This is a genomic window from Halopseudomonas yangmingensis (assembly GCF_900114825.1).
In the GTDB taxonomy this organism is placed as follows: Bacteria; Pseudomonadota; Gammaproteobacteria; order Pseudomonadales; family Pseudomonadaceae; genus Halopseudomonas; species Halopseudomonas yangmingensis.
Map to the genome: position 1 here is coordinate 25,946 of NZ_FOUI01000001.1, position 13,591 is coordinate 39,536.

The following is a 13,591-nucleotide window of genomic DNA, read 5'->3' on the forward strand; positions in this document are numbered from 1 at the left end:
GTGTCAGTTCGGCAGGTCGCGATGGCGGATCAGCAGGCCGGGCAGTTGCTGGCGCAAGGCCTCGCCAAGGCGTTCGCTGAGGTATACCGAGCGATGATGCCCGCCGGTGCAGCCGATGGCAATGCTCAGGTAACTGCGCTCGCCGGCGGCATAACGCGGCACCCAGCGGCGCAGGAAGGCCAGTATGTCGTCGTACATTTCCTGTACGTCCGGCTGGGCTTGCAGGTATTGCTGAACCGGTTGTTCCAGTCCACTGAAGGCGCGCAGGTCGGGCTTCCAGTAGGGGTTGGGCAGGCAGCGCACATCGAATACCAGATCGGCATCCACAGGTACACCGCGTTTGAAGCCGAAGGACTGGATCATTACCGCAGGACCACGTCCGTCGTGCGACAGCAGGCGTTGCTTGAGCAAATCGCGTAGCTGGTAGAGTGTCAGGTGGCTGGTGTCTATCTTCAGGCTGGCCAGATCGATGATGGGAGCCAGCAGCTCCAGTTCGGCAGCTATTGCTTCGGCCAGAGACAGGTTGCCGTCGGTCAGGGGGTGCCGTCGTCGGGTTTCCGAGAAGCGCTTGATCAGCACTTCGTCGGTGGCTGCCAGAAACAGCACGTCGCACTGCACGCCGGCGCTACGGACCTCGCGCAATAGTTCCGGAAAACGTTCCAGATCGCTTGGCAGGTTGCGTGCGTCAATGCTGATGGCAACCTTGGGCAGGCTGTGCAAGGCACTCTGGCTGGCCTGGCGTGCCAGCTCTGGCAGCAGTCCGGCAGGCAGGTTGTCAATGCAGTAGTAGCCGTTGTCTTCCAGCAGGTGCAGCGCGGTACTTTTGCCTGATCCGGAACGACCGCTGACCACTACCAGACGCATTGTTCAGCTGCCCTGGGGAGTGGCGGTGATCAGGTTGAACAGGCTGCGGGCATCCGCGGCCTTGCGCATTGCCTGACGCAGATCTTCCTGATCAAGTTTTTCGGCCAGCAGCTTGAGCAACTGCAGGTGCTGTTCAGTTGCCTGTTGCGGTACCACCAGTACGAAAATCAGGTCGACCGGCTCTCCATCAAGGGCGTCGTAGTCGATCTTGCTGTCCAGCTGCAGGAGTGCACCAATCGCATGGTTGCAGCCTTCCAGACGGCAGTGGGGAATGGCAATGCCATGTCCGAAGCCGGTTGAACCGAGCCGTTCCCGGGCCAGCAGGCTTTCGTAGATGGCATCGGCATCCAGGTTGCTGTGCTGGGCGATCAGCTTGCTGATCAGTTCCAGTACGCGTTTTTTGGAGCCCCCTTGCACGCCGGTGAAGGTGCGCTCGGGGGTCAGGATATGATTGATTTGCATGGCTGCAGTCAGGCTGCCTCAGCGGTCGTTGGCGCCCTGCAGGCGATCAATCTGCTTTTCCTTGTGCTTGATCAGTTGGCGATCGAGCTTGTCGGTCAGCAGGTCAATGGCGGCGTACATGTCGGCGTGCTCGGCATTTGCCACTACTTCGCCGCCAGCGATGTGCAGGGTGGCTTCAGCCTTTTGCCGTAGTTTTTCGACTTCAAGGGTAACCTGAACATTGGTGATCTTGTCGAAATGGCGCTCCAGTCGCCCCATTTTCTCGGTGACGTAATCGCGCAGTGCGTCGGTGATTTCCAGCTGGTGTCCGCTGATGTTCAGTTGCATATGCACTCTCCTGTTCGGCTTTCCGGTTCGGGACCTTTGAGTCCCATGCTGCCACTTGCAGAAGGGCAAAACCTTGATCTGGGTTATGCGATCGGTGTTTTGCCCGGGTTGTTCGTTCTATACCAGTCGTTTGCGCTCGCTCGACGGTGCGATGTTCAGTGATTCGCGATATTTGGCAATGGTGCGACGTGCCACCTGTATGCCCTGTTCTTCCAGTAAACCAGCGATCTTGCTGTCACTCAATGGCTTGCGCGGGTTTTCCGTTGCTACCAGTTTCTTGATCAGTGCGCGGATGGCGGTGGATGAAAATTCTCCACCCTCGGTGGTGCCAACATGGCTTGAGAAAAAATACTTGAGCTCGAAGATGCCGCGCGGGGTATGCATGTATTTCTGCGTAGTCACCCGCGAGATGGTTGACTCGTGCATGCCGACAGCTTCGGCAACGTCATGCAGCACCAGAGGCTTCATCGCTTCTTCGCCGTATTCGAGAAACTCGCGCTGGTGCTCGACGATCTGGGTGGCCACTTTCATCAAGGTTTCGTTGCGGCTTTGCAGGCTTTTGATGAACCAGCGGGCTTCCTGCAGGTTGTTACGCAGATAGGTATTGTCGTCGCTGGCGTCGGCACGACGAACCATGGCGGCATACTGGTTGTTGACCTTGACCCTGGGCATGGCTTCAGGGTTTAGCTCAACCAGCCAGCAGTCTTTCTCCCGACGTACCAGTATATCGGGGATGATGTATTCCGGCGGCTCGCCGCCAATATCACTGCCGGGACGTGGATTCAGTTGCTGGATCAGGGTGATGCATTGGCGTAGCTGATCTTCGTTGAGGCGGGTCTTGCGCATTAGCTGGTTGAAGTCGCGGCTGCCCAGCAGCTCCAGGTGCTCGCTGACCAGAGCGCTGGTCTGCTCCAGCAATGGAGTCTTTGCAGGTAGTTGGCGTAATTGTAGCAACAGGCATTCGCTGAGGTTGCGCGCCCCTATGCCGGCGGGCTCGAACTGCTGGATGCGATGCAGGACCATTTCCACTTCATCGGCCTCGATCTCCAGTTCCGGGTCGAGGGATTCGAGAATCTGTTCCAGCGTCTCGTCCAGATAACCATCCGGCCCGATGGCGTCGATCAGTGCCGTGGCAATCATCCGGTCGACATCCGACATCGGCGACAGGTTCAGCTGCCAGTGCAGGTGATCCTGCAGGCTCTCGGCACTGCTGGTGCGGGCGGTGTAGTCCCAGTCCTCATCGTTCTGGCTGGGCAGCGAGCTGGCAGACGTCTGGTAAACGTCTTCCCACTGGGTGTCTACCGGCAGCTCGTTGGGTATCTGCTCGTTCCAGCGGCCATCCTCGATTTCCAGTTCGGGCTGCAATGATTCCAGGGTGACAGGTTCGGGCAGGTTCAGCGCGTTGCTCTCGTCTGCGCCTTCGCTGGTATTGTCGCTGCCGCCGAAATCGTCGTCGGCATCCTCTGCCAGTTCCAGCATGGGATTGCTTTCCAGTGCCTGCTGGATCTCCTGTTGCAGATCCAGTGTCGACAGCTGTAGCAGCCGGATGGCCTGCTGCAGCTGCGGGGTCATGGTCAGCTGCTGGCCCATCTTGAGGACAAGCGATTGCTTCATCGGGTGACGCTTTACCTTGTGTCAGTCAGGCCGGTGATCCGGCAGTTCGGGCAACGGATTCAATGTATCCGATCGGATAGAGCCCCGCTATGCGTCAAGCATGCCTTAAATGCGGGCGCTTTCACAGACGGAAACCGTGACCCAGGTATACGTCGCGAACCTGCTGGTTGGCCAGTACGGTTTGCGCATCACCTTCGGCAATAATGTGCCCGTCATTGACAATATAGGCCTTGTCGCAGATGTCGAGGGTTTCACGCACATTGTGGTCGGTGATCAGGACACCGATGCCCTTGTCCTTGAGGTGGGTGATGATCTGTTTGATGTCGTTGACCGAAATGGGGTCGACGCCGGCAAAGGGTTCGTCGAGCAGTATGAAGCCGGGTTCCGTAGCCAGCGCCCGGGCGATTTCTGCACGCCGGCGTTCGCCACCGGACAGGCTCATGCCGAGGCTATCGGCCAGATGGTGAATATGGAACTCGCGCAGCAATGAATCCAGCTTGCCTTCGCGGCCCTGGCGGTTCAGGTCCTTGCGCGTTTGCAGGATGGCCATGATGTTTTCCGCCACGGTCAGCTTGCGGAAGATCGAGGCTTCCTGCGGCAAATAGCCGATACCGGCGCGCGCCCGTCCGTGCATGGGCAGATGGGTCACATCCTGTTGATCAACCACAACGTTGCCTGCGTCAGCCTTGACCAGGCCGACAATCATGTAGAAACAGGTGGTCTTGCCGGCGCCGTTGGGTCCGAGCAGGCCGACCACCTGGCCGCTGTCGATAGACAGCGAGACATCGCGTACCACCTTGCGTGACTTGTAGGCCTTGGCCAGATGGCGGGCAGCCAGGGTGCTCATGGCTGCTCCTGAGTGTCGGTGCGACGGCGCGGCTGAATGGTCATTTCGATACGCTGGGTTGGCGAGGCGCCTTCGCCGGCGCCGCGGCCGGCGCTGACCAGTTGCTGCGGTATGTCGTAACGGATGTATTCACCGTCAAAGGTGTTGCCCTGCTGCTCAAGGTGGGCCTTTTCGGTAAGGATGATGCGTTCCTCGGCAGCCCGGTATTCAATGTTCAGGGCGCGGGCATTCACCGGCGCTTCGCCGGCGCGCGGTGTTTGCCGGTAGGTGGCAGGCTGACCCTGGGAGATAAGGCGTTCCAGCTCGCCGTCGGCGTTGGTGAACAGGGTGACCTTGTTGCCGGTGAGCGTCATGCTGCCCTGGGTGATGATCACGTTGCCGGTATAAATGGCAGTATTGCGCCGCTCGTCCAGCGTGGCACTGTCGGCCTGGACGCGGATCGGCTGCTGGCTGTCCTCGGGCAGGGCCTGGGCCAGCGGAGACGCCAGCAGCAGGGCGCCAAGAAACAGGGCGGAGAGCTTAACGCGGTTCATGTTCACCTCGTACGTTGGACAGCAGTTCCAGCCGTCCTTCCTGATAATGGAGCTGCATGCCGTCGGCGGTGGTCAACTGCCGGGGCGCTTCAAGTCTGACACTCTGATCGGTTTCGGCATAGTCACGTGCCGGGAATATGGTCAGCAGGCTGGTCTGCAAGCGTCGTGCGGTGGCCGGCTGCTCCAGCTGTACCTCTTCAAACAGATCGATGCGGTCACCTTCCTCAGTCACCAGACCGCGCCGGGCCTCTAGTGTCCATGGGGGCGTTTCACGGTTTTGGGCAAATACCAGCAGCGGTTGCTCAAGGTGGGTGCTGTCCTGTGCCTGATAATGCCGGGTATGCGGGGTGGTCAGTTCATGCTTGACCTGGCCCTGCTCGTCCAGCGTGATGATATGGGCATTCTGCATGAAGAAATCGGGCTGGCCGGGGTCATCCACCAGAGGCGGTGCCATAAAGGAAGCAGGGCGGATATTCCAGTAGCCGACCGCCAGCGCAGCCAGCGCGGCAACGCCGAGCAGCAGGACCGGAACCAGCTGACGCGGCAGTTTCACAGGTACTCCGCGCGGGCGGCGTCAAGATTGCCCTGTGCCTGCAGGATGAATTCGCAGAACTCGCGTGCTGCACCTTGCCCGCCATGGGCGCGGGTAACGCCATGGGCCTGTTCGCGGACAAAGCTGTCGGCGCTGGCTACCGCCATGCCCAGGCCAACCCGGCGCATCACCGGCAGGTCCGGCAGGTCGTCGCCGAGGAAGGCGATTTCCTCCATCTCTACCTCGATGCGCTGGCGCAGTTCGGCCAGCGCATTGAGTTTGTCCTCACGCCCCTGGATCAGGTGGCGTATGCCAAGGTTGGCTGCGCGACGCTCCACCAGTGGCGACTGGCGACCGCTGATGATTGCCACCTCCACACCGGAGGCAATCAGCAGCTTGATGCCGTGACCATCCAGGGTATTGAACGATTTGAACTCGGTGCCGTCCGGCATGAAATACAGACGGCCATCAGTGAGCACGCCATCCACGTCAAAGATGGCCAGACGGATACGGCGGGCGCGTTCCAGCAGCTGGGCGTGACTTAGGGCCATCAAACCACCCCCGCACGCAGCAGGTCATGCATGTTTAGGGCGCCAACCGGGCGGTCGTCGGCATCCACCACGAACAGGCCGCTGATCTTGCCGTCTTCCATCACCTTCAAGGCTTCCGCTGCCAGGATGCCCTGACGTACACGCTTGCAGTTGGCGGTCATGACGTCGTGGATCCGCGCGCTGTGCAGGTCGATCTGCTGGTCCAGCGTGCGGCGCAGGTCGCCGTCGGTAAAAATGCCGGCCAGGCGGCCCTCGGTGTCGATTACGCCGGTCAGGCCGAGGCCTTTGCGGGTCATTTCCAGCAGCGCGTCGCGCAATGGCGTGTCCGGGCTGACCAGTGGCATGCGTTCACCGGCATGCATGATGTCGTCAACCAGCAATAGCAGGCGCCGGCCCAGACTGCCGCCGGGGTGCGAGAAGGCAAAATCCTCGGCGCTGAAGCCGCGCGCCTCGAGCAGGGCAATGGCCAGCGCATCGCCCATTACCAGTGCGGTGGTGGTGCTGGAGGTGGGGGCCAGGTTCAGCGGGCAGGCTTCCTGTTCAACGCCGGTGTTCAGGTTGGCCACAGCGGCCAGTGCCAGGGTCGAATCGGGATTGCCGGTGATGCTGATCAGTGGCACGCCAAGGCGCTTGATCAGCGGCAGCAGGGTAACGACTTCGGCGGTGTTGCCGGAGTTCGACAGGGCAATCACCACATCGCCGGCAGTGATCATGCCCATGTCGCCATGGCTGGCTTCGCCGGGATGCACGAAGAATGCCGGTGAGCCGGTACTGGCCAGCGTGGCGGCGATCTTACGACCGATGTGGCCGGACTTGCCCATGCCGGATACCACGATGCGGCCGCGGCAATCGAGCAAGGTGTCGCAGGCGCGCACAAAGCTCTGGTCCAGGCGCTCAAGCAGGCTGTGGATGGCATCGCGCTCAAGGCGGATGCTGCGCTGCGCGGAGGCCAGGTAATCGAAATTGGCTGTCACTGTGACTGGGGCTCCCGGAAGAATGTGATGCCGCAAGCAAGCTGGAAAATCCAAGGGGCGCAGTATAACGCCAACTCGGTCGCCGCTCACCCTGCATGCGCTGTCACAGGCGGTTACACCTGCGGCTGCTTGGGCTGTGGCCGTCATGCTGGTATATTAGCGCGTTCGATCAGGCTGCGCTGCCGTGCCGTGATGTACAGGGTGCCGGCCGAGCGACGGCCGACCAGCCCTGGCAGGCCTTTTGTTGCCGCCACAGGCATCCATCAAGAGTCATTTATGTCGGAAAATCCGGACTACATCGTCGATCTGCGCCAGGTGTCCTTCAGGCGGGGAGAGCGAACCATTTTCGATCAGGTCGATATCCGCATTCCGCGCGGCAAGGTTACCGGCATCATGGGGCCTTCCGGTTGTGGCAAGACCACGCTGTTGCGGCTGATTGGCGCGCAGTTGCGTCCGGACGGCGGCCAGATTCTGGTCAACGGCCAGAATATTCCTGATCTTGCGCGTGAGCCACTGTTTGAAATGCGCCGGCACATGGGGCTGCTGTTCCAGAGCGGGGCACTTTTTACCCATCTGGATGTGTTTGAAAATGTCGCCTTCCCGCTGCGCGTGCACACTAACCTGCCGGAAGACATGATTCGCGACATAGTGTTGCTGAAGTTGCAGGCGGTTGGCTTGCGCGGCGCCATCCGGTTGATGCCGGATGAGTTGTCCGGTGGCATGAAACGGCGTGTGGCGCTGGCGCGCGCGATTGCGCTGGATCCTGAGTTGATGATGTACGACGAGCCCTTCGTTGGTCAGGACCCGATTTCCATGGGCGTGCTGGTGCGGCTGATCCGTCTGCTTAACGACGCGTTGGGGCTGACCAGTATCGTGGTATCGCATGACCTGGCCGAGACCGCCAGTATTGCCGATTATCTGTATGTGGTCGGTGACGGACAGGTGCTGGGGCAGGGTACGCCGGACGAGCTGATGAATTCCGACAACCCGCGCATCCGGCAGTTTATGCAGGGTGAGCCGGACGGACCGGTACCTTTCCATTTCCCGGGATCGGATTATCTGGATGATCTGCTGGCAGGAGAACGACGCCGATGAAACAGCTTCTTGATCGGCTGGCCAATCTCGGTCGCAGCGGTTTTGATGTGCTGGTGGCGCTGGGGCGTGCCGGTGTTTTTCTGTTCAATGTGCTCACCGGGCGCTCGCGCTTCGGTCATGGTTTTCAGTTGCTGGTGCGCCAGTTGTATTCGGTTGGCGTACTGTCGCTGCCGATTATCATTGTGTCGGGTTTTTTTATCGGCATGGTGCTGGCGTTGCAGGGCTACAACATCCTGATCGACTACGGGTCGGAGCAGGCCGTGGGCCAGATGGTCGCGCTGACCCTGCTGCGCGAACTGGGGCCGGTGGTCACTGCACTGCTGTTTGCCGGGCGGGCCGGCTCGGCACTGACCGCTGAAATTGGCCTGATGAAAGCCACCGAACAGCTTTCCAGTCTGGAAATGATCGGAGTGGACCCGCTCAAGTACGTGATCGCACCGCGGCTCTGGGCCGGATTCATTTCCATGCCGCTGCTGGCAATGATTTTCTCGGTAGTCGGTATCTGGGGTGGCGCCATGGTGGCGGTGGATTGGCTAGGCGTGTACTCCGGCTCCTACTGGGTCAACATGCAGAATTCGGTAGAATTCGGCCATGACGTGATTAACGGCCTGATCAAGGCGGTTGTCTTCGCTTTTGTGGTGACCTGGATTGCGGTTTTCCAGGGCTATGACTGTGATCCGACCTCCGAGGGTATCAGTCGTGCTACCACCCGGACCGTGGTCTATGCCTCGCTGGCCGTGCTCGGCCTCGACTTCATTCTTACCGCTCTGATGTTCTGATCAGCCAAGGATATTGAACATGCGCAACCGTACTCTGGAACTGACCGTGGGTCTGTTCATTATTGCTGGCGTGCTGGCACTGCTGGTGTTGGCCCTGCGGGTCAGCGGCCTGACGCTTAGCACGCCGGGTGATACCTACAAGGTTTATGCCCACTTCGATAATGTATCGGGTCTGTCGCCGCGCGCGCGGGTGACTGTTGCCGGCGTTACCGTTGGTCAGGTGACTTCTATCCGCTTTGACACCAACCGCTACACCGGTCGGGTCGAAATGGCCATTCGTGGTGATGTCGATACCCTGCCGGCGGACAGCACCGCCTCAATTCTCACGGCCGGCCTGTTGGGCGAGAAATATATCGGCATCAGTGTTGGTGGTGATGATCTGATGCTGGCCGAAGGTGACGAGATCTTTGACACACAGTCCGCGCTGGTGCTTGAGGAACTGATCGGCCGCTTCCTGCTCAGTACTGTAAGCAAAGACGATTGAACCGGAGACTATGACCATGCGTATTGCCATTGCCAGTCTGCTGGCCCTGATCTTCTCCCTGTTCGGACAGGCCGCTGCGGCCACTCCGCACCAGGTGGTGGAAGATACGTCGCGCCGCGTGCTGGAGGTGCTGGATGCCAACCGCGAAACCTATCGCAATGACAGCAATGCCTTCCTTGAAGGGCTGAGCGAGGTGTTGGATCCGGTTGTCGATTACGACGGCATCGCGCGCAGCGTAATGACCGTGCGTTATAGCCGCAGCGCCTCGCCCGAACAGATCGAGCGTTTTATCGACACCTTCAAGCGCAGCATGGTGCAATTTTACGGCAGCGCGCTGCTTGAGTTCGATGGCGGTGATATCCGTGTGTTGCCGCCGAACCCGCGCGAACAGCAGCACCCCGACCGCACCAGCGTCAACATGGAGGTTATTACCGGGCGCGGTATGGCGCATCCGGTCAGCTACACCATGGTCAAGCTGGACGAGCAGTGGAAGGTGCGTAACGTGATTGTTGAAGGTATCAATATCGGCCTGTTGTTCCGTGACCAGTTTGCCCAGGCAATGCAGGCCAATCGCAACGACCTGAATGCCGTTATCGACAATTGGGGCAATGTGGTGGCGAAGTCGCGTGAAGTGGTCGAGAACGGAGAGTCGCGCTAATGGAGGCGCGTCTGGTTGATTCCTCCGACGGTCGTATCTGCCTGGAAGGCGTGCTGGATTTCAGCACAGCGGCAGCCTTGCACGACCAGCTTCTGGACGCACTGCGTCGCGGGTCCGGCAATGTAGAACTGGATCTGTCCGGTGTCCAGCACAGTAACAGCGTGGGCCTGTCACTGATTCTGCTGGCGGCGCGTGAGCTGGCAACGCTCGGACGCCAGTTGAGTGTGGCCTCGCTGCCCGAGGGTCTGCACAGCATGGCCGGCGTCTGTGGTCTGGATGACTGGCTGAGCGGCCTTGCCGGTAGTGCCCGGCAACCCTGAATGCAATTGGAGTGATGAGTCGATGAGCAAGAATCTGAAACAACTGATCGAAGAAGGCATGCCCGGTGTCGAGGTGCAGATTGGCGGCGATGGCTGCGACCTGTGCCTGAACATCATCAGCGACGAGCTGGCAACGCTGTCGCCGGTCAAGCGCCAACAGCAGGTGTATGCCCAGGTAGGTCATCTGATCACCAGTGGCGCCCTGCATGCAGTCAATATGAAATTCTTCACCCGCGACGCCTGGAACAACAGTCAGGCCTGAGCCGACCCGAGAGCCCCAATGGACAAACTCATCATCACCGGAGGCAAGCCGCTAAGCGGCGAAATCCGCATTTCCGGTGCCAAGAACTCGGCCCTGCCGATCCTCGCCGCCACCCTGCTGGCGGATGGTCCGGTGACGGTCGGCAATCTGCCGCACCTGCACGACATCACTACCATGATCGAGCTGTTTGGTCGCATGGGCATTCAGCCGGTGGTGGATGAGCGCCTGAATGTCGAGGTTGACCCGACGACCATATCCAGCCTGGTAGCGCCCTACGAGCTGGTCAAGACCATGCGCGCCTCGATTTTGGTGCTGGGTCCGATGGTGGCGCATTTCGGTTATGCCGAAGTAGCCCTGCCGGGCGGCTGTGCTATTGGTACGCGTCCGGTCGACCTGCACCTGCGCGGTCTGGAGGCAATGGGCGCGGAAATCGAGGTGGAAGGCGGCTATATCAAGGCGCGCGCCCCCGAGGGCGGCTTGCGTGGCGGACATATCTTCTTTGACGTGGTCACCGTGACCGGCACCGAGAACATCCTGATGGCGGCGACCCTGGCAAACGGGCGGACGGTGATCGAGAACGCCGCACGTGAGCCGGAAGTGGTGGATCTGGCCGAATGCCTGATCGCCATGGGCGCCAATATCAAGGGGCATGGCACCGACACCATCGTGGTGGAGGGCGTCAAGCACCTGTCACCGGCACGCTACAACGTGATGCCGGACCGTATTGAAACCGGCACTTATCTGGTGGCGGCTGCTGCCACCCGTGGCAAGGTGCTGCTCAAGGACACCGAGCCGGGCATTCTGGATGCGGTGCTGCTGAAGCTGGAGGAGGCCGGCGCGCATCTTGAAACAGGGCGCAACTGGATCAGTCTGGATATGAAGGGCAACCGGCCGAAGGCGATCAACCTGCGTACCGCGCCCTATCCGGCATTCCCCACCGACATGCAGGCACAGTTCGTGGCGATGAACACCATCGCCGAGGGCACTGGTACGGTGATCGAGACGGTATTCGAGAACCGTTTCATGCACTGCCAGGAAATGAATCGCATGGGCGCGCGCATTTTGGTTGAGGGCAACACCTCTGTGATCACCGGCGTCGAGCGCCTCAAGGGCGCGCCGGTGATGGCCACCGATCTGCGCGCCTCGGCCAGTCTGGTCATCGCCGGTCTGGTCGCCGATGGCGATACCCTGGTCGATCGCATCTACCATATCGACCGTGGTTACGAGTGTATCGAAGAGAAACTCCAGCAACTGGGCGCCGGCATCCGCCGCGTGCCGTCCTGAAGGAGCCCCGATGAGCCAGATGCTGACCATCGCCCTGTCCAAGGGCCGGATTCTGGAAGATACCCTGCCGCTGCTGGCAGCCGCCGGGATCGAGATGCTGGACGATCCGGAAAAGAGCCGCAAGCTGATCTTCACCACCAGCGATCCGGATGTGCGCATCCTGATCGTGCGTGCCACCGACGTGCCGACCTATGTCGAGCAGGGCGCTGCCGACCTTGGTGTGGCCGGCAAGGATGTACTCATGGAGTTCGGCAGCCAGGGCCTGTACGAGCCGCTGGACCTGAAAATTGCCAAGTGCAAGCTGATGACCGCAGGCCCGGTTGGGGGGGCGGAACCCCAGGGACGCCTGCGTGTGGCCACCAAATTCGTCAATGTCGCACGCCGTTACTACGCTGAGCAGGGCCGCCAGGTCGAGGTTATCAAGCTGTATGGCTCGATGGAGCTGGCGCCGCTGGTTGGTCTGGCGGACAAGATCATCGACGTGGTGGATACCGGTAACACGCTCAAGGCCAACGGTCTGGAGCCGCAGGAGCTGATTGCCACCATCAGTTCACGCTTGATCGTCAACAAGGCTTCGATGAAGATGAAGCATGCGCGTCTGCGCGCCCTGATTGATCGTCTGGCTGCCGCGGTAGAGCAGCGCAACAACTGAATGAAAGCCGCCTTATCCCCCGCAAAAGGTAAATGACCATGAGCAGTGCAGCCCTGAAGATTGCCCGACTGAATGCCAATCAGGCCGATTTCAGCCAGCATCTGGATGCGCTGCTGGCCTGGGAGGGCGTGTCGGACAAGGCGGTGAACGAGCGCGTCGAGGAAATTATCGCCGCCGTACGCAGCCGTGGCGATGCCGCGGTGGTCGAATACACTGCGCGTTTCGATGCGCTGGAAGTGCTGGACATGGCCGCGTTGACGCTCGATCGCGCGCGGCTGGAACTGGCGCTTGAGCGTATTTCCCCGGAGCAGCGCGAAGCCCTGGAAGTGGCCGCCGAGCGCGTACGCAGCTACCACGAACACCAGCGTCAGGACTCCTGGCGCTACACCGAGGCCGACGGCACCGTGCTTGGCCAGCAGATCACCCCGCTGGATCGGGTTGGTCTGTATGTGCCGGGTGGCAAAGCCTCCTATCCGTCCTCGGTGCTGATGAACGCGATTCCGGCCAAGGTGGCCGGCGTGCCGGAAGTGGTCATGGTGGTGCCAACCCCGCGTGGTGAAATCAACGAACTGGTGCTGGCTGCCGCCTGTCTGGCCGGGGTTGACCGGGTATTCAGCATTGGCGGCGCGCAGGCCGTGGCGGCGCTGGCCTATGGCACCGAAAGCGTGCCGCAGGTGGACAAGATCGTCGGACCCGGCAACATCTATGTGGCCACCGCCAAGCGCGCGGTATTCGGTCAGGTCGGCATCGACATGATCGCCGGCCCCTCGGAGATTCTGGTGGTCTGTGACGGTCAGACCGATCCGGACTGGATCGCCATGGACCTGTTCTCCCAGGCCGAGCACGACGAGGATGCCCAGTCGATCCTGCTGTCGCCCGATGCAGCCTTCCTGGATGCCGTGGAAGCCAGCCTGAACCGCTTGCTTGGCAGTCTGGAGCGGGCGGATATGGTGCGTGTGTCACTGGAGAATCGAGGGGCGCTGATCAGGGTGGATGATCTGGATCAGGCCTGTGCCATCGCCAACCGGATTGCCGCCGAACACCTTGAACTGTCGGTCGCCGATCCCGAGGCGCTGCTGCCGAAAATCCGGCATGCCGGCGCCATCTTCATGGGTCGCCACACCCCGGAAGCACTCGGCGACTACTGTGCCGGGCCCAATCACGTACTGCCAACCTCGGGAACCGCGCGCTTTTCCTCGCCACTCGGGGTGTATGACTTCCAGAAGCGCTCGTCGATCATCTTCTGTTCGCCCGATGGCGCTTCGGAGCTTGGCAAGACTGCCTCGGTACTGGCGCGCGGTGAAAGCCTGACCGCCCACGCCCGCAGCGCCGAATACCGGATCAAGGGGTAAT

The 13,591-nt window shown here is 60.7% G+C and carries 18 protein-coding genes; 9 read left to right on the forward strand and 9 right to left on the reverse strand.

Features of this window, described 5'->3' with window-relative positions:
• Window positions 1-3 precede the first annotated feature (3 nt).
• The 9 genes from rapZ to BMZ23_RS00165 all read right to left on the reverse strand — a co-directional run bounded on the left by rapZ (window position 4) and on the right by BMZ23_RS00165 (window position 6,704).
• Window positions 4-864: an RNase adapter RapZ gene (gene rapZ, locus BMZ23_RS00125; protein ID WP_093471154.1), complete on the reverse strand. Its 861-nt coding sequence runs from the start codon at window positions 862-864 to the stop codon at window positions 4-6.
• 3 nt (window positions 865-867) lie between these two features.
• Window positions 868-1,326, reverse strand: coding sequence for a PTS IIA-like nitrogen regulatory protein PtsN (gene ptsN / locus BMZ23_RS00130; RefSeq protein ID WP_093471155.1), 459 nt, complete (start codon window positions 1,324-1,326; stop codon window positions 868-870).
• An 18-nt stretch (window positions 1,327-1,344) separates the two neighbouring features.
• Window positions 1,345-1,653, reverse strand: coding sequence for a ribosome hibernation promoting factor (gene hpf / locus BMZ23_RS00135; RefSeq protein ID WP_093471156.1), 309 nt, complete (start codon window positions 1,651-1,653; stop codon window positions 1,345-1,347).
• Window positions 1,654-1,770: 117 nt separating this feature from the next.
• Complete coding sequence (locus tag BMZ23_RS00140) at window positions 1,771-3,267, reverse strand: RNA polymerase factor sigma-54 (protein WP_093471157.1); 1,497 nt, start codon at window positions 3,265-3,267, stop codon at window positions 1,771-1,773.
• Window positions 3,268-3,388: 121 nt separating this feature from the next.
• A complete protein-coding gene (lptB, locus tag BMZ23_RS00145) occupies window positions 3,389-4,114 on the reverse strand; it encodes an LPS export ABC transporter ATP-binding protein (protein WP_093471158.1) in 726 nt (241 codons plus the stop codon).
• Entirely contained in the window at window positions 4,111-4,647 is a 537-nt protein-coding gene (gene lptA, locus BMZ23_RS00150; protein WP_093471159.1) for a lipopolysaccharide transport periplasmic protein LptA, read from the reverse strand. Before lptA ends, lptB begins: the two co-directional genes overlap by 4 nt.
• Window positions 4,634-5,200: an LPS export ABC transporter periplasmic protein LptC gene (lptC, locus tag BMZ23_RS00155; protein WP_093471160.1), complete on the reverse strand. Its 567-nt coding sequence runs from the start codon at window positions 5,198-5,200 to the stop codon at window positions 4,634-4,636. Before lptC ends, lptA begins: the two co-directional genes overlap by 14 nt.
• The gene (locus BMZ23_RS00160) at window positions 5,197-5,730 is read right to left on the reverse strand and encodes a KdsC family phosphatase (protein ID WP_093471161.1); all 534 of its coding nucleotides are present in this window, start codon (window positions 5,728-5,730) and stop codon (window positions 5,197-5,199) included. Before BMZ23_RS00160 ends, lptC begins: the two co-directional genes overlap by 4 nt.
• A complete protein-coding gene (locus BMZ23_RS00165; RefSeq protein ID WP_245748073.1) occupies window positions 5,730-6,704 on the reverse strand; it encodes a KpsF/GutQ family sugar-phosphate isomerase in 975 nt (324 codons plus the stop codon). The genes BMZ23_RS00160 and BMZ23_RS00165 overlap by 1 nt, the downstream gene beginning before the upstream one ends.
• 276 nt (window positions 6,705-6,980) lie before the next feature.
• On the opposite strand from BMZ23_RS00165, the gene BMZ23_RS00170 reads away from it, so the two are divergent.
• The 9 genes from BMZ23_RS00170 to hisD are packed head-to-tail and all read left to right on the forward strand — an operon-like array spanning window position 6,981 to window position 13,590.
• Window positions 6,981-7,799 carry an ATP-binding cassette domain-containing protein gene (locus BMZ23_RS00170; RefSeq protein WP_093471163.1) on the forward strand — a complete coding sequence of 273 codons (819 nt, stop codon included), beginning with the start codon at window positions 6,981-6,983 and terminating at the stop codon, window positions 7,797-7,799.
• Window positions 7,796-8,578 carry a lipid asymmetry maintenance ABC transporter permease subunit MlaE gene (gene mlaE, locus BMZ23_RS00175; protein WP_093471164.1) on the forward strand — a complete coding sequence of 261 codons (783 nt, stop codon included), beginning with the start codon at window positions 7,796-7,798 and terminating at the stop codon, window positions 8,576-8,578. The genes BMZ23_RS00170 and mlaE overlap by 4 nt, the downstream gene beginning before the upstream one ends.
• Window positions 8,579-8,597: 19 nt before the next feature.
• Entirely contained in the window at window positions 8,598-9,062 is a 465-nt protein-coding gene (gene mlaD / locus BMZ23_RS00180) for an outer membrane lipid asymmetry maintenance protein MlaD (RefSeq protein WP_093471165.1), read from the forward strand.
• A 16-nt stretch (window positions 9,063-9,078) separates the two neighbouring features.
• Entirely contained in the window at window positions 9,079-9,720 is a 642-nt protein-coding gene (locus BMZ23_RS00185; RefSeq protein WP_425431643.1) for an MlaC/ttg2D family ABC transporter substrate-binding protein, read from the forward strand.
• Window positions 9,720-10,040 carry an STAS domain-containing protein gene (locus tag BMZ23_RS00190; RefSeq protein WP_093471167.1) on the forward strand — a complete coding sequence of 107 codons (321 nt, stop codon included), beginning with the start codon at window positions 9,720-9,722 and terminating at the stop codon, window positions 10,038-10,040. The genes BMZ23_RS00185 and BMZ23_RS00190 overlap by 1 nt, the downstream gene beginning before the upstream one ends.
• 22 nt (window positions 10,041-10,062) lie before the next feature.
• On the forward strand, window positions 10,063-10,302 hold the full coding sequence (locus BMZ23_RS00195; protein WP_093471168.1) for a BolA family protein: 240 nt from the start codon (window positions 10,063-10,065) through the stop codon (window positions 10,300-10,302).
• An 18-nt stretch (window positions 10,303-10,320) separates the two neighbouring features.
• Window positions 10,321-11,586 carry a UDP-N-acetylglucosamine 1-carboxyvinyltransferase gene (murA, locus tag BMZ23_RS00200; RefSeq protein WP_093471169.1) on the forward strand — a complete coding sequence of 422 codons (1,266 nt, stop codon included), beginning with the start codon at window positions 10,321-10,323 and terminating at the stop codon, window positions 11,584-11,586.
• 19 nt (window positions 11,587-11,605) lie between these two features.
• Window positions 11,606-12,238, forward strand: a complete 633-nt coding sequence (gene hisG / locus BMZ23_RS00205) for an ATP phosphoribosyltransferase (RefSeq protein ID WP_093472069.1) — start codon at window positions 11,606-11,608, stop codon at window positions 12,236-12,238.
• Between the two features lie 38 nt (window positions 12,239-12,276).
• A complete protein-coding gene (gene hisD / locus BMZ23_RS00210) occupies window positions 12,277-13,590 on the forward strand; it encodes a histidinol dehydrogenase (RefSeq protein WP_425431644.1) in 1,314 nt (437 codons plus the stop codon).
• Window position 13,591: the final 1 nt, after the last annotated feature.

What these genes read in the sequence shown, in the direction of transcription:
- rapZ (WP_093471154.1), bottom strand. Translation starts at nt 864, where the DNA reads ATGCGTCTGGTAGTGGTCAGCGGTCGTTCCGGATCAGGCAAAAGTACC.
- ptsN (WP_093471155.1), bottom strand. Translation starts at nt 1,326, where the DNA reads ATGCAAATCAATCATATCCTGACCCCCGAGCGCACCTTCACCGGCGTG.
- hpf (WP_093471156.1), bottom strand. Translation starts at nt 1,653, where the DNA reads ATGCAACTGAACATCAGCGGACACCAGCTGGAAATCACCGACGCACTG.
- BMZ23_RS00140 (WP_093471157.1), bottom strand. Translation starts at nt 3,267, where the DNA reads ATGAAGCAATCGCTTGTCCTCAAGATGGGCCAGCAGCTGACCATGACC.
- lptB (WP_093471158.1), bottom strand. Translation starts at nt 4,114, where the DNA reads ATGAGCACCCTGGCTGCCCGCCATCTGGCCAAGGCCTACAAGTCACGC.
- lptA (WP_093471159.1), bottom strand. Translation starts at nt 4,647, where the DNA reads ATGAACCGCGTTAAGCTCTCCGCCCTGTTTCTTGGCGCCCTGCTGCTG.
- BMZ23_RS00160 (WP_093471161.1), bottom strand. Translation starts at nt 5,730, where the DNA reads ATGGCCCTAAGTCACGCCCAGCTGCTGGAACGCGCCCGCCGTATCCGT.
- BMZ23_RS00170 (WP_093471163.1), top strand. Translation starts at nt 6,981, where the DNA reads ATGTCGGAAAATCCGGACTACATCGTCGATCTGCGCCAGGTGTCCTTC.
- mlaE (WP_093471164.1), top strand. Translation starts at nt 7,796, where the DNA reads ATGAAACAGCTTCTTGATCGGCTGGCCAATCTCGGTCGCAGCGGTTTT.
- mlaD (WP_093471165.1), top strand. Translation starts at nt 8,598, where the DNA reads ATGCGCAACCGTACTCTGGAACTGACCGTGGGTCTGTTCATTATTGCT.
- BMZ23_RS00185 (WP_425431643.1), top strand. Translation starts at nt 9,079, where the DNA reads ATGCGTATTGCCATTGCCAGTCTGCTGGCCCTGATCTTCTCCCTGTTC.
- BMZ23_RS00190 (WP_093471167.1), top strand. Translation starts at nt 9,720, where the DNA reads ATGGAGGCGCGTCTGGTTGATTCCTCCGACGGTCGTATCTGCCTGGAA.
- BMZ23_RS00195 (WP_093471168.1), top strand. Translation starts at nt 10,063, where the DNA reads ATGAGCAAGAATCTGAAACAACTGATCGAAGAAGGCATGCCCGGTGTC.
- murA (WP_093471169.1), top strand. Translation starts at nt 10,321, where the DNA reads ATGGACAAACTCATCATCACCGGAGGCAAGCCGCTAAGCGGCGAAATC.
- hisG (WP_093472069.1), top strand. Translation starts at nt 11,606, where the DNA reads ATGCTGACCATCGCCCTGTCCAAGGGCCGGATTCTGGAAGATACCCTG.
- hisD (WP_425431644.1), top strand. Translation starts at nt 12,277, where the DNA reads ATGAGCAGTGCAGCCCTGAAGATTGCCCGACTGAATGCCAATCAGGCC.